Consider the following 13,513-nt stretch of genomic DNA (forward strand, 5'->3'; position numbering starts at 1 on the left):
GTATGGATTACCACAGCCCCTACTTCTTCGGCTACGTGCTCGGCGTCATTCATCTACTAGGCATCATCGCCGCACTGCATGCGGTATTCACCGTGCGTACGGCCCAAGGCGCGATTGCCTGGGCCATGTCACTGTTCTTCATTCCTTACTTCACTCTCATCCCTTACCTGGTTTTCGGTGCCCGCTCGTTCTATGCCTACATCCAGGCACGACGCCTGGCCAACCAGGAAATGCATGTGGCCATGGCTAACCTGAACTGGCGGCCCTGGGTAGAGGAAGCACTCACTGCTCGCGAATCAGACAGCTATGCCGCGTTACGGGCCATGCCAAAGCTCGGGCGGATGCCTTGCCTGGCCAACAACCAGGTGAAGTTGTTGATCAATGGCAAGGCAACGTTCGATGCCATCTTCGCCGCTATCGAGCAGGCCCGGGAAGTGGTTTTGGTGCAGTTCTTCATCATCCATGACGACACTCTGGGCAAGGCGCTGCAGCAACTGCTGCTGCGCAAAGCTGCCGAGGGCGTGCAGGTGTTCGTGCTGTACGACCGAGTCGGCAGCCACGCCTTGCCCGCCCGCTACAGCCAGGCGCTGCGCGATGGTGGCGGGCAGATCCATGCCTTCGCTACCCGCCGCGGCTGGTTCAATCGCTTCCAAGTGAACTTTCGCAACCACCGCAAGATTGTCGTGGTCGATGGTGTGACCGGCTTCATCGGTGGCCACAACGTCGGTGACGAATACCTCGGTGAGCACCCTCCTTTATCGCCCTGGCGTGACACCCATGTGCAGATCAGCGGGCCGGTGCTGGCCTGCCTGCAGGAGTCGTTCGCCGAGGACTGGTACTGGGCAACGCGCCAGCTGCCTCCGCTGATCCTGCCCGACACCTACCCGGACAATGGCGTGTTATGCCAAGCGCTGGCCAGCGGCCCGGCAGACCCACAGGAAACCTGCTCGCTGTTTTTCATTGAAGCCATCCACTCCGCCACCCACCGGGTATGGATCACCAGCCCCTACTTCATTCCCGACGAGGCCGTGTTTGCCGCCTTGCGCCTGGCCGTGCTGCGAGGTGTAGACGTGCGCATTCTCATCCCCTCGCGCCCGGACCACCGCATCGTCTACGCCGCTTCCAGCCTGTTCGCCTTCGAGGCGGTGCGTGCAGGCGTACGCATGTTCCGGTACCAGCCAGGCTTTCTGCATCAGAAGGTGGTGCTGGTGGACGACGAGGTCAGCGCCATCGGCAGTGCCAACCTGGACAACCGATCCTTCCGGCTCAATTTCGAAATCACCCTGCTGACGGTCGATCGACAATTTGCCGATCAGGTCGAGGCGATGTTGATCGAAGACTTCGAGCAGGCCAGGGAAATTACCGCTGAGGATAGCCGCGATACTCACCGTATCCAGCAATTGGGGATGCGCATCGCGCGGTTGATATCGCCGATCCTCTAACGTAACCAGGGCCGCTAGTGCGGCCCTGGGTTGGGTGTCAGCGGTAGAGATCTTCGCGGGTCCAAGGTAGATCGTGCTGCCCATCGGCATAGGGCTTCACAGCTAGAATCTGGTGCAGGTTGATCCAGCCCTTCTGGAACGCATAGGCACAACCCGCCAGGTACAAGCGCCAGATGCGCAAGGTTTTCTCCGGCACCAGGGCTGCAGCGCGGTGTAGCTGGTGCTCCAGATTCTCGCTCCAGTGGTGCAATGTCTTGGCGTAGTGCAAGCGCAGGCTCTCCACGTCCACCACCTCCAGCCCCGCCTCGCAGATGCTTGCAGTGATCATCGACAAGTGCGGCAACTCACCGTTGGGGAACACATAGCGGTCAATGAACTCACCTACGCCGCGTCCGACCGGGCGGCCGTCAATATGCTTGGCGGTAATGCCGTGGTTCATCACCAGGCCGCCTTCACGCACAGCGCCGAACAGCTTCTGGCAATACAGCGGCAGGTTGGCATGCCCGACATGCTCGAACATACCGACGCTGACCACCTTGTCGAAACGTCCATCCTGGGGCAGGTCACGGTAGTCGAGGATCTGCAGGTCGACCTGTTTGGCCAGGCCTTCTTCCTTGACCCGCTGACGCCCAAGCTTGAGCTGCTCCTTGCTCAGGGTAATGCCCTGCACTATGGCACCGTACTCCCGCGCGGCGAAGCGGGACAGCCCGCCCCAGCCACAGCCCACGTCGAGCAGATGCTCGCCCGCCTGCAAGCGCAGCTTGCGGCACAGGTGGTCGAACTTGTCCTGTTGGGCCTGGTCGAGGGTGTTGTCCTGTTCACGGAAGTAGGCGCAGGAGTACGCCATGTCTTGGTCGAGCCACAGTTGGTAGAAGGCGTTGGAGACATCGTAGTGATACGAGATGGATTTGGCGTCAGTACGTTTGTCGTGGGCCAGACGCTGTGGAGGGCTTGCGTCGTCATCGGTGAGCAATGCTTCGCTCAGCTCGTCACACACTCGAATGGCTTCGCCGATATCACCTTCCAACTCCAGCTTGCCCTCGACAAAGGCAGTGCCCAGTTCGTCCAAGCTCGGATGCGTCAGCTGGCTGATCAGCTGCGGCTCCTTGACCAGGATAGTGACCTGGGGGCTTGGTCCCAGGTCGAACTGGTTGCCATCCCACAGTTTCAGGCGAAGTGGCAAGTGCAGGCTCTGCAGTGCCGGCGGAAGTTGCGCAAGCATGGACGACCCTCCTTCTGGGCTCGATGCATGAAATTTCGAACACCACCGAATCAGGGTAGTTCATTCGTGCAAAGTTTCCGCTAAGCGAGACAGAGGTCTAGAACCAACTGATCTTATGCGCGCGCTAGATTGTATACAATTTCACTGGCTCCGCTTAATCTTATGCCCCTCTCGCGCTTCTTCATCTGGAGTTGAATCCATGAAATCCTATGACGTGGTGATCATCGGCGGCGGCCCTGGCGGCTACAACGCGGCGATTCGCGCCGGCCAACTGGGCCTGAGCGTTGCCTGTGTGGAAGGCCGCTCGACCCTCGGCGGCACCTGCCTGAATGTCGGGTGCATGCCATCCAAGGCGCTGCTGCATGCCTCCGAGCTTTACGAAGCCGCCAGCGGCGACGAGTTCGCCCACCTTGGTATCGAAGTAAAGCCGACCCTGAATCTCGCCCAGATGATGAAACAGAAGGACGAGAGCGTAACCGGCCTGACCAAGGGCATTGAGTATCTGTTTCGCAAGAACAAGGTCGACTGGATCAAGGGCTGGGGCCGGCTGGACGGTCTCGGCAAAGTCATCGTCAAGGCCGAAGATGGTAGCGATACTCCGCTGCAGGCCAAGGACATCGTCATCGCCACCGGCTCCGAGCCTACTCCCCTGCCGGGCGTGACCATTGATAACCAGCGCATCATCGACTCCACCGGCGCCCTGGCCCTGCCCCAGGTACCCAAGCATATGATCGTGATCGGCGCCGGCGTCATCGGCCTGGAGCTAGGCTCGGTATGGCGCCGCCTAGGCAGCCAGGTCACCGTGATCGAGTACCTCGATCGCATCTGCCCGGGCACCGATGAAGAAACCGCCAAAACCCTGCAAAAGGCCCTGACCAAGCAAGGCATGGCGTTCAAGCTCGGCAGCAAGGTGACGCAGGCCACCGCCTCGGCCGATGGGGTCAGCCTGACCCTGGAACCCGCTGCCGGTGGTACCGCCGAAACCCTGCAAGCCGACTATGTGCTGGTGGCCATCGGCCGCCGCCCTTACACCCAGGGCCTGAACCTCGAGAGCGTCGGCCTGCAAACTGACAAACGCGGCATGCTCACCAACGACCATCACCGCACTTCGGTGCCGGGTGTCTGGGTCATTGGCGATGTCACCTCCGGCCCGATGCTGGCGCACAAGGCCGAAGACGAAGCGGTGGCCTGCATCGAGCGCATCGCCGGCAAACCCCATGAGGTCAACTACAACCTGATCCCTGGGGTCATCTACACCCGCCCCGAGCTGGCCAGCGTCGGCAAGACGGAAGAACAGCTCAAGGCCGAGGGCCGTGCCTACAAGGTCGGCAAGTTTCCCTTCACCGCCAATAGCCGGGCCAAAATCAATCACGAGACCGAAGGCTTTGCCAAGGTCATCGCCGATGCCAACACCGATGAAGTACTGGGCGTGCACTTGGTTGGCCCAAGCGTCAGCGAGATGATCGGCGAGTTCTGCGTGGCCATGGAGTTCTCGGCCTCCGCCGAGGACATCGCCCTCACCTGCCACCCGCATCCGACCCGCTCCGAAGCATTGCGCCAGGCGGCGATGAATGTGGAGGGGATGGCGATGCAGATCTGATCTTCAAAGGCCAGAAACAACGAAACCCCCTTGCGGGGGTTTCGTTTCATTGGATTTAGAGAATTAAAACTGTCGCAACAAGCCCCGGAATTAGTGGTCTTCAGCCTTCACTTGAGAAAGCGCAAAACTGTCGCAACCTCTCCAAACCGTAATTTAATTTCATGCTCTGGAGAATTAAAACTGTCGCGCCCAGAAACGACGCGACTTGCATATTCACCTCGAAGGTCGACGGCTGGCAGGACGCTGGGCGTGGGCGTCATCGATCGCAAGCGCAGCATGCCAGGGTTCTCAATGGGTTGATCGTAGAAAATATAGGCATGCTAGGTAACCTCCGGCAAGCACATCTTCTCGAGCTCGCGCCTAAGGCTAGGATGTCCACCTAATTGAAGTGGACACCAGTTTTGGCACATCTAGCGGATGTTTCATGCCCCAGCCGAACCCACAAAGCCAGTGAGAGCGAACACCTTTACCGCATCGATGGGTACCCACCTAGCCGCTCGACAATCCAGTCTACGAATACACGGACACGGGCATTTAACTGCTTGTTTGATGGGTAAATTACTGAAATGGGTATCGTTGAGCAGGTGTGCTTTTCAAGAATGGGCACGAGTAGGCCGGACTCAACAAGTCGAGCTGCCACAGAAGCGAATGTTTGTCCTATTCCCGCTCCATTCACGATCATATTGATATGGCTGGCACTGTCATTCGAGGCGACATCGAAGCGAGAGATGAGATGATCACCACCTCGCTTGCGAAAGCGTAATGGCCAGACCTCACCATTCGAAGCGCTGAAATAGCCGACGATCTGGTGGTGATCCAAATCAGCCGGGGATGACGGCGTACCATGCTCCATCAAGTATTCGGGGCTTGCACAAGTCACCAACTTGTCGATGAAAAGCCTCTTTGCAACCAATGAAGAATCCGCTAACTGCCCAGCCCGGATTACGCAGTCGACTCCCTCCTCGATCAGGTTGACAGGGCGGTCGCTGACTCCCAGTGCTACCTGGATGTGAGGGTGACGTGTTCTGAACTCCTTGAGCACCGGTATCAAGAGCAACTGTGCCAGTGAAGAGTGCAGGTCGACGCGTAGTCTGCCGCGCGAGGCTGCGCCCATGTCTCGTAGCTCAGCCTCAGCCTCGTCTAGCCGCGCAATTACCTGAGCGACCTTGCGGTAATACTCAGCGCCCTCAGTGGTGAGCGCAATCGTACGTGTCGTTCTCTGAAGCAGCTTTGTACCAAGGTGTGCTTCGAGTTCCTGTACCGCCTTGCTTACAGATGAACGAGGCATACCCAGGTGAGCAGCCGCTTTGGTGAACGACCGGGTCTCAACGATCCGTTGAAAGGTGCGAATTGCCGTCAGATGATCCATCTGGTGATTCTAACCGGGCGCGATCCATTGTCCACATCTGTGAATTATGTAGCCGCTTTCTAGTGGCTTATCTTTGTCGCTTGTAACGTTAGTCTGTGGTCAACTTTTTCAGGAGACTTCAGATGACAGAGCTTACGAATGCCCAAGCTCACCTCCTTCAACAACGTTACGGCAACCAGGTGAAGCCTGAAAAGCTCATCATGACGCCAATGGTCGAAGCGATGCTCCGCCACAAGTCTGTCAGGACATTCCTACCGGATGCGCTGCCGGACGGAGCTATTGAGACGATGGTCGCTGCTGCCCAGTCGGCATCCACCTCCTCGGCTCTAAACCAATGGAGCCTGGTAGCTGTTACGGATGTGGCCTTGAAGACAGAGATCCACGACACCGTCGCACGGGAAGTGAAGGTTGATGGTCTCCCATGGATTTTGGAAGCTCCCGCACTCCTGCTCTGGGTAGCAGACACCTCACGCTCGGCAGCAATTACCCGCGACCAAGGCGGCGATCCAATCGTCCTGAATTACCTGGACTCGTTTTTGATGGCATCCGTGGACGCCACCTTGGCAGCTCAAAATGCTTCACTTGCCGCCGAGTCGATAGGCTTGGGGATTGTTTACCTGGGGGTCATGCGAAACATTGCCAAGGAGCTGGCCTGCATCATCAACCTGCCTGAGCATGCCTTCGTCACCTTTGGCATGGCTCTGGGGCGCCCTGACCCAAACCGTACAAGTGCGATCCGTCCTCGCCCTGCACAGCCTGTGGTGCTCCACTACAACCGCTACAGTCAAGATGGCTACCGCGACTACGTAGATGACTATGAGGAGGCCTGCCAGGACTTCCGCACCCAACAAAACATGTCACCCAAGACTTGGAAGGGGGCCATTCACAATTCGATGACCAGCATGGAGTACATGGGCGGTCGTAAAGATCTGCGCGAAATGGTGGAGGAGAAAGGCTTCACGCTTCTTTAGTAGAAAGGCGTATTCGCCGTACGCTTACCATGCCAGTGACCACGAGGCGCAAATTGGCCCCGCTAAGTTTTCTGCATCGCTGAGCACCAGATTACTGTGCTAAGCATGACTGGGGGCGGGAGCTGAGGCGCTCGCTGAAAGGCTGTATTCATCGCGGGAATAGTAAAGTAACAGCAGCACGAAATCCCCAGCCCTTCGGGCCATTGGTCTCGCTTTCTATCCAGTAACGGGGCCCAGCTTGTATTGTCATTGGCTGACCGCCGATCTTCAGTAATTGGGTGACCGTCAAATTGACAGGGATCGACCATTCATGGGTATCCCAGTTGTAGGTCGATTCACTGTTGATACCAAACGTAGTAAATGAAGCATTTGTGTACGAAAAAAATGGCTGCAGGAAGGTTTGGTTGATCTTGACCTTACCATCCCCTGGGGTGTTCTCCAGTCCCCACAGATGATTGGCTAGCATGCCGCGTGTCCAGCCGTTGGACTGCTTCAATGCCACGGCAGTAGGGCCCGCTGCCCATTGCTCTGCGCTTAGCAAATCATCACTGCCGGTTGGCAGGAGCAGGGCTGGTCCCGCGCCCCATATCCAGCCGCCTTCAGTAGCCTTCTTCGGTGAGAAGAAAAAGCTTTGGGTGATATCCCCTATACCCAATTTGTCGGCGCTCCCACCCTCCACCAAACCGTGTTGGTCGATCACCGGCAAGATCGTTCGAGAAATGAGGTTCCATTCCGAATTTAAGGAGAACGGGAGCACAGGTTGGATGTTCGTGACGCTATGCATGCCCTTCCCGGAAGGACCGATTTTCTGGTCCCAGTTGTACTGGACAGGCAAGCTGTACATAGCGGCGATAGGATTCTGGGCCTTCTTGGCCAATTCCGAATTGTCATCCGCTTGCCCCGTGATGCAAATGACCTGTGCAACGCCCAGCAGTGAAAACCTGATGATCGATTTTTTGGCTAGCATGGTCAGTTTCCCAATCCCCTCAACACAGACACGCTCAGTCGGCTAGGTGATATTGATTACGATGTCGCTTGGCCTCGTACATCGCCGCATCGGCTGCTTTGATCAATTCCGCTGGAGTCGTTGAATGATGTGGTGAGCGTGCAATACCAATACTCGGTGTCACGAAGTCGATAATCACGTCACCGATGCGGACGGGTTTGCTCAAGATACTGAGTAGTCGATTGGCAAGGCGCTCGGCCTCCTCCACGTTGTCGCCGTGCATCAGCAAAGTGAACTCATCACCTCCCAGTCGAAATGCGCGATCCGGCTTCCGTACGGAGTTTTCCAGGCGCCTTGCGAGATGTATGAGTAGCTCATCTCCCATTTCATGGCCGTAGGTATCGTTGACCTGCTTAAAACGATCAAGGTCAATGAAAAGAAGCGTCAGGGGCAGGGCTTGCTCTACCAAAAGCTCTCTTAGGTAATGGTGAAACGCCTTCCGGTTGCCTAGTCCTGTTAGAGCATCGTTGTGCGCCATCGCATAAAGCTGATTCTGATATTCCACGTGCGCGCTGATGTCATGGAGAATGCCACGGTACCCGCAGAAATTCTTTTGACCATCCATGATTGGGGTAATACGGGCTTGATAATGACCCACGGTGCCGTCTGCGCGACGCAGGCGAGCCGACAGCGACGAGCTCTCATCCCGCTGCATGGGATGCAGGACCGTCTGCAGCACTTCTTCATTTTCCATTAGGGTGGCCAACCCGACCCCATATAAGCGTTCGGCGGGGTAACAAACCTGCGAACAAAAAGCGGGATTCATGGTTAGCAAGTGACCCGTCTCATCGAGCTCAAAGTAACCCTCCTGGATCTCCGCAAGAATCGCGGTATCCCGCGCTTCACTTTGTTCCAAGCGGTCTAAAGTCCGATTCGCTTCATGCGCTAGATCGCCCAGCTCGTCGCGTCCCTGGTCCTGCAATCTGGAATTCGTGCTGCCCGGGCCGATCATAGAGAGTTCGGCGTGCATCCTTCGAATTCGGCGCAGCAGAAACCATTCCAACCCGAGGTGAATTGCTACCCAGGCCATGACCAGACTCCCCACCAGGAATGCGATGAATAAATTCAGCTCACGCCCCCCCTCCTGGTATAGGTGACGATCACGAATCAGCCGCATACCGAGCTGGGCGTCTCCAAGGCTGTCGTGAAAGATGAGGTCCACACTTTGGTGATCAGCATCGACCAATTTACGCTGTGACAGACTCATCAGGTTTTGATCGGTGCCGGCTGAAGACGTGTAAGCGGAGTCGTCGGGAGGTGCCCAAATAAGCGCGCCGCCTAGTTGTTTTTGCAATTGACTCACCCGTTCGGCATCCAGGACCGTTCCGCCAAATAGATAGCCAGACGGCGTGCCGACGCTGACGAGGATCATCGGGACATCTCGCACAATCAGTAGCTGGGCACGAGGCGTTGCGCTCCAAGCTGACCGGAGCGCTTCCAGACGCTCAACAATTGCCGCTTGAAAACTGTCGAGCGTTACCGGATGAAACGCCGACGCTGCGGGGATGCTTCGGCGAAGCAATGGCTGTAGGACTGTCAACCCGTTTGAATCGGTTTGGATGAGGAAATCAAACCCCGTTCCTCCTGACTGAAGGGGCGCCCTCGATTGTTGTAACAACGTACTGACATTGCTCAGACGGTCAACGTCGCGCTTGAACAGGACTTCCATCATTGCCCGCAACCGATCAGCTTCGACCAGAAGCAAGTGCTCATCCTCCTGATCAAGCCGGTTGAGCAAAATGTTCTGCCCCCACAACCACATCAGGATCAGCACCAAGATCATTGGAGCCGCTAGCAAACACAAGAGCTTCTTGCGCAGGCTCATGGCTGGCTCATTAGCTTTGAATTCATCTGTACCCCTACGTTACCGGACATTTGGGAGATCCATTGGTAGCGCTTGTTCGTACCGCGTCAGCAAGCTTGCGAAGGTTCTTCTGTTGAGCGACTACAAGGCTGGCGACGCTGTTTTGTGCCGGCGTTTGTACCGTAGTCCGACACGTAATCTCCTCTAGGCCAGGCCGCTTCAAGCGCCACACCGCATCGAGCAACGCATAGTGATCAGGTACTGAATCGAAGCGCTGCACATCGACCCGCAGTACAGCCTTCTTCGCGCTGCCAACCGGGCCACCGAGAAAGTCCTGTAAGGCACTGCCGAACTCATCAACGAGGTTCGCACCCCACCATTCAGTTTCTAGAATGACCAAGCCGCTATCACCTTGCCGTACCACAAGTTGAGGGCGATCAACCTGAGGCGGTACCGCCACCCGGACGACTTGAATCGGCTCTCCAGCGACTCGGTTCGCTTGGGGTGGCACAAGGGTGTGGTAATTGTTGGGTGTGCTGCTGCAGCCAGCGATCACTGTCAGCAACAACGCCAACGGGGTACGGAAGAAAAGAGGCATAACGATTCACTCCTTGACCAGTGTTCCATCAATGCTGCAGCTTTTCCGTACCTGCAGCTTTGGGGCGCCCGCGGATCAGGGATTCAGGATGCCTACCCAAATAGTCCGCCAGATCTCGCAGCGAACGAGACATGCGTTCGAGCTCCTGCAGGGTATCTCCCAGCTTTTCGCGCTGAGGCGAATCATCCGCGATCGCCGAATTGGCCGAGCGCAGGGTTGTCTGCAATTGATCCAAGGTAGCGGTCACACCGGGGAGTGTCTGACCGTCGACGCGCTTGAGGGTCATGCGCATTTCTCGCAGCGTGCCATCCAGGTTCCCGGCAATACTTTCCAAGGGAAGCTTGCCGAGCCGCTCGACCACGTGTTGCAGCTGTTCCTGAAGTTTTTCAAGGCTGCCAGGCACCGTTGGAATGACGATGGGTTGCGCGCTGTCGTCAAACGCTACCTTGGTGGCGTCTGGGTAGAAATCCAATGAGATGAACATCTGCCCGGTTATCAGATTTCCACTGCGGGCTTGGGCCCGGAGGCCGTGTTCGACAAAGGTACCGATGAGGCGCCGAGCGCCGGCATCATCATCAAGTGAGTGATTAAACGCTTGCAGCATTTTCTGATGCACAGGCCCTAACCGCTGCGGATAAATCACTGCATCGACTACGACAGGAAAGGCCTGCTTTTTCGCATCGTAATCTAGGGTCACCGACGTAACTTTGCCGAACTCGACCCCCTTGAATTCCACCGGAGCGCCAGGAGACAGCCCCCGCATAGACTGGTCGAATCGCAACCGCAGATATTGCGCTTTGCCTGTAGGCGGAGCGAGGGCGGCATCGCGGTCGGCAAAGAGTGTGAAGCTTTGCTGATCGGCAGCCGGTTCAGCACGAGTAAAGCTATCAGGCGCAGCGAATGCCAACCCTCCCATGAGCACCGATGACAACGATTGGGTTTCGACTTTCAGACCGTTAGCCCCTACTTCCATGTCGATGCCGCTTGCGTTCCAGAAGCGGGTATCCGTGGTGACAAAATTGTCGTAGGGCGCTTGCACAAACACGTCAATGTCGACGCCCTCGCCGTCTTCTCTCAACGCATAGGAAACAACCTCTCCGACGGGAATGCGGCGGTAGTAAATGGACGATCCGATGTCGAGTGATCCCAGATCATCGGCGGTCAAGTGAAAGCGCTTACCCTTCTCGCCATACGTGACCGGGGGCGGAGATTCCAGGCCGATGAAAGTTTTTTCCGCGACGTTGGATTCACCCGCATCAGCGCCGATGAAAGCCCCGGATAGCAAAGTGTCGACGCCTGACACACCTCCGGCACCAATACGGGGTCGGACCACCCAATATCTCGCTCCTTGTGTGGCAAACGACTCGGCCTCGTTGGAGAGCTCCACCTTGGCCACAACACTCTTGCGGTCGTCAGAGAGCTCTACAGATGACACCTCGCCAATGACCACGCTGCGATAGCGGACCTGAGTTTTGTGCGCAACAAGACCTTCACCGGTGCGAAATGAAATCGAGATCACCGGCCCCTTTTCCAGGTAGTTGCGCACTACAAGCGAGGCCCCCACTAACAGGGCCAGAATGGGCACGATCCACACTAGTGAGAAGTTGAGGCGTCGCGTGCGTACTTGGGCCTGACCTGCAATCCGTTGTTCAGTCTCCTGCGCCATCGCTGCGCTCTCCTTGATGTGGCTGGCTATCCCAGATCAAACGGGGGTCAAAGCTCATGGCTGAAAACATAGTCAATACCACGACCAAGCCGAAGAATAGGATGCCTGGTCGTGGCTCGATGGTGCCTAACCCATGCAGCTGCACCAGCGCTGCCACCAAGGCTACGACCATCACATCCAGCATCGACCAATAACCGATGAGCTCAACGAAGCGGAACAATTGAGAGCGCTGACGTCGCGCCCAACAGCTGCGGCGTTGCGCGGTGAGTAATAAAAGGGCCAAAGAGAAAAACTTGATGGCCGGGACGCCGATACTGGCGATGAAAATGATGAGCGCAATATCCCAGGCCCCTGCCTCCCAGAATTCCAGCACACCGCCACCAATAGTGCTGTCACTCCCCTGACCGAGCATTTCGGTGCGCATAACAGGCAACACGTTAGCCGGGATGTAAAAAATCAACGCAGCGAAAAGAAAGGCCCAGCCGCGCGCAATCGAATTGGCTTTACGACGATGCAATGGTGCACCACACCGGGTGCAATGGTGTGCCGATATTCGTACGTCACAAGTCTGGCCGCAACCATGGCAGAGGCGGACTCCCAGATCTTGAGCCAACGCTGAGTCATTCATACCTGATCCCATAGGTCGCGGATGTCACGGCCCGCGATATAGATCAGCAACATGCTCAACGCCGCCAGTGCGATCAAGCCGATTCCCGGTATTACATCAAGCAGACCGGCCAGCTTGATCACTGCAACCATCGCACCCAGCAGACACACCTCTAGCATGCTCCAAGGGCGCAGTTTTTCCAGCGCCTGCATGCAGCCCGCAAATCCAGGTGCTCGGCGTCCACGCATGGCAAATCCGAGCACCCAGCAGAGCACCGCAATTTGCAGGACCGGCGCAAAAATGATCGCCAATGCCAAAACAAGTGCGATGAAGGTAATGCTGCCGGTGCTGAGAATCATCACGGCATCCCAGAGGGTCGCTGAATTTGAAATGCCCTTCATGTCGATGGTCATTACCGGATATGCATTTGCGAAAATCAGCAGCACCCCACCCGTCACGCTCAGCGCCAGGCGCTGCTCCACGCTCAAACTACAGTGTCGATAGAGCACGCCTCGACACCGGGTGCACCGTGCGCACTGATGCCGGAGCAAGGGAGTACGCTGATACACCGCATCGCAGTACTCGCAAATAATGAGTTCAGGTAAATGAGTCATGGTGGATTTCGTTTGTCGTCCAAGGCTCAAATGGGTGACAGTCCCGGCAAGCTTAGTCACTAAAGCAAAAGAACTGGCTAGAAATGATACACATTTCATGACACAGCTATATCGCCACCGGATTTTTCTCGCACTCAGAAGTAATCAAATTGATCTAAATGCGTTGAGGGGACGGCGATGATGAATCCCGCTCCTGGTGCTTCACGTGCCACCCTCAGACTACAATTTTAGCGCTTGATTCTGGCGTGATAGTGGGAAGCGGGCGCATCAAAACTTCCTTTTCAGGTAGCCCGCACATTGCTCATATGGCTATTGATAGGATTGTTCCGCGCTTAGCCCGGAGTACCGACATAAGGCGCTTCAATGACCAATATCATCCATTAACGAGGTCGTAATACACGAGGAGTAGGCTTCGCCAACTGATATGCCGTTCACGGCGATTTACAAGCTCTCTGAGAGCTAATAATTATAACGCCTCAATGATATCAAAATGCCAGAGATTAACGATTCAGCTCAACAATTCGTTCGTTTTTTGAGTTTTTGCTTGAAAGGCGTCTGATGTCGCCTAATGTGTAGAGTCAGTCGAGTAGAGTTGCGTCTCGTTCATGACTAGC

Annotated in this window: 11 protein-coding genes; 3 read left to right on the forward strand and 8 right to left on the reverse strand. The window is 56.4% G+C overall.

Going from position 1 to position 13,513, the window contains the following annotated elements; translation table 11 throughout:
• Positions 1 to 2: 2 nt before the first annotated feature.
• Complete coding sequence (cls, locus tag ACZ6YA_RS04420; RefSeq protein WP_465895739.1) at positions 3 to 1,442, forward strand: cardiolipin synthase; 1,440 nt, start codon at positions 3 to 5, stop codon at positions 1,440 to 1,442.
• Between the two features lie 37 nt (positions 1,443 to 1,479).
• Here cls and cfaB read toward each other — a convergent pair whose 3' ends face one another.
• The gene (cfaB, locus tag ACZ6YA_RS04425) at positions 1,480 to 2,664 is read right to left on the reverse strand and encodes a C17 cyclopropane fatty acid synthase CfaB (protein WP_465895740.1); all 1,185 of its coding nucleotides are present in this window, start codon (positions 2,662 to 2,664) and stop codon (positions 1,480 to 1,482) included.
• A 199-nt stretch (positions 2,665 to 2,863) separates the two neighbouring features.
• Between cfaB and lpdA the strand changes: the two genes are divergently transcribed.
• Positions 2,864 to 4,264, forward strand: a complete 1,401-nt coding sequence (gene lpdA / locus ACZ6YA_RS04430) for a dihydrolipoyl dehydrogenase (RefSeq protein ID WP_465895741.1) — start codon at positions 2,864 to 2,866, stop codon at positions 4,262 to 4,264.
• A 466-nt stretch (positions 4,265 to 4,730) separates the two neighbouring features.
• On the opposite strand, the gene ACZ6YA_RS04435 is transcribed toward lpdA, so the two are convergent.
• Positions 4,731 to 5,633 carry a LysR family transcriptional regulator gene (locus ACZ6YA_RS04435; protein WP_465895742.1) on the reverse strand — a complete coding sequence of 301 codons (903 nt, stop codon included), beginning with the start codon at positions 5,631 to 5,633 and terminating at the stop codon, positions 4,731 to 4,733.
• Between the two features lie 122 nt (positions 5,634 to 5,755).
• On the opposite strand from ACZ6YA_RS04435, the gene ACZ6YA_RS04440 reads away from it, so the two are divergent.
• Positions 5,756 to 6,604 (forward strand): nitroreductase family protein, encoded by an 849-nt coding sequence (locus ACZ6YA_RS04440; protein ID WP_465895743.1) that lies wholly within the window; start codon positions 5,756 to 5,758, stop codon positions 6,602 to 6,604.
• Between the two features lie 148 nt (positions 6,605 to 6,752).
• Here the strand turns inward: ACZ6YA_RS04440 and ACZ6YA_RS04445 are convergent, their stop codons facing one another.
• From ACZ6YA_RS04445 to ACZ6YA_RS04470, 6 genes are read right to left on the reverse strand one after another with little or no spacing between them, the layout of a single operon-like run.
• A complete protein-coding gene (locus tag ACZ6YA_RS04445) occupies positions 6,753 to 7,571 on the reverse strand; it encodes a transporter (protein WP_465895745.1) in 819 nt (272 codons plus the stop codon).
• Between the two features lie 34 nt (positions 7,572 to 7,605).
• Complete coding sequence (locus tag ACZ6YA_RS04450) at positions 7,606 to 9,435, reverse strand: diguanylate cyclase domain-containing protein (RefSeq protein WP_465895747.1); 1,830 nt, start codon at positions 9,433 to 9,435, stop codon at positions 7,606 to 7,608.
• A gap of 34 nt (positions 9,436 to 9,469) precedes the next feature.
• A complete protein-coding gene (locus ACZ6YA_RS04455) occupies positions 9,470 to 10,012 on the reverse strand; it encodes a PqiC family protein (protein WP_465895749.1) in 543 nt (180 codons plus the stop codon).
• Between the two features lie 28 nt (positions 10,013 to 10,040).
• A complete protein-coding gene (locus ACZ6YA_RS04460) occupies positions 10,041 to 11,678 on the reverse strand; it encodes a PqiB family protein (RefSeq protein WP_465895750.1) in 1,638 nt (545 codons plus the stop codon).
• Positions 11,662 to 12,306, reverse strand: a complete 645-nt coding sequence (locus tag ACZ6YA_RS04465) for a paraquat-inducible protein A (RefSeq protein WP_465895751.1) — start codon at positions 12,304 to 12,306, stop codon at positions 11,662 to 11,664. Before ACZ6YA_RS04465 ends, ACZ6YA_RS04460 begins: the two co-directional genes overlap by 17 nt.
• Positions 12,303 to 12,899, reverse strand: a complete 597-nt coding sequence (locus ACZ6YA_RS04470; RefSeq protein WP_465895752.1) for a paraquat-inducible protein A — start codon at positions 12,897 to 12,899, stop codon at positions 12,303 to 12,305. The genes ACZ6YA_RS04465 and ACZ6YA_RS04470 overlap by 4 nt, the downstream gene beginning before the upstream one ends.
• Between the last annotated feature and the right edge of the window lie 614 nt (positions 12,900 to 13,513).

The organism is Pseudomonas sp. NPDC090752, assembly GCF_055584805.1.

Coding starts and splice junctions, on each gene's coding strand:
- lpdA (WP_465895741.1), top strand. CDS start 2,864: ATGAAATCCTATGACGTGGTGATCATCGGCGGCGGCCCTGGCGGCTAC.
- ACZ6YA_RS04465 (WP_465895751.1), bottom strand. CDS start 12,306: ATGAATGACTCAGCGTTGGCTCAAGATCTGGGAGTCCGCCTCTGCCAT.
- cfaB (WP_465895740.1), bottom strand. CDS start 2,664: ATGCTTGCGCAACTTCCGCCGGCACTGCAGAGCCTGCACTTGCCACTT.
- ACZ6YA_RS04455 (WP_465895749.1), bottom strand. CDS start 10,012: ATGCCTCTTTTCTTCCGTACCCCGTTGGCGTTGTTGCTGACAGTGATC.
- ACZ6YA_RS04440 (WP_465895743.1), top strand. CDS start 5,756: ATGACAGAGCTTACGAATGCCCAAGCTCACCTCCTTCAACAACGTTAC.
- cls (WP_465895739.1), top strand. CDS start 3: ATGGATTACCACAGCCCCTACTTCTTCGGCTACGTGCTCGGCGTCATT.
- ACZ6YA_RS04470 (WP_465895752.1), bottom strand. CDS start 12,899: ATGACTCATTTACCTGAACTCATTATTTGCGAGTACTGCGATGCGGTG.
- ACZ6YA_RS04450 (WP_465895747.1), bottom strand. CDS start 9,435: ATGAGCCTGCGCAAGAAGCTCTTGTGTTTGCTAGCGGCTCCAATGATC.
- ACZ6YA_RS04435 (WP_465895742.1), bottom strand. CDS start 5,633: ATGGATCATCTGACGGCAATTCGCACCTTTCAACGGATCGTTGAGACC.
- ACZ6YA_RS04460 (WP_465895750.1), bottom strand. CDS start 11,678: ATGGCGCAGGAGACTGAACAACGGATTGCAGGTCAGGCCCAAGTACGC.
- ACZ6YA_RS04445 (WP_465895745.1), bottom strand. CDS start 7,571: ATGCTAGCCAAAAAATCGATCATCAGGTTTTCACTGCTGGGCGTTGCA.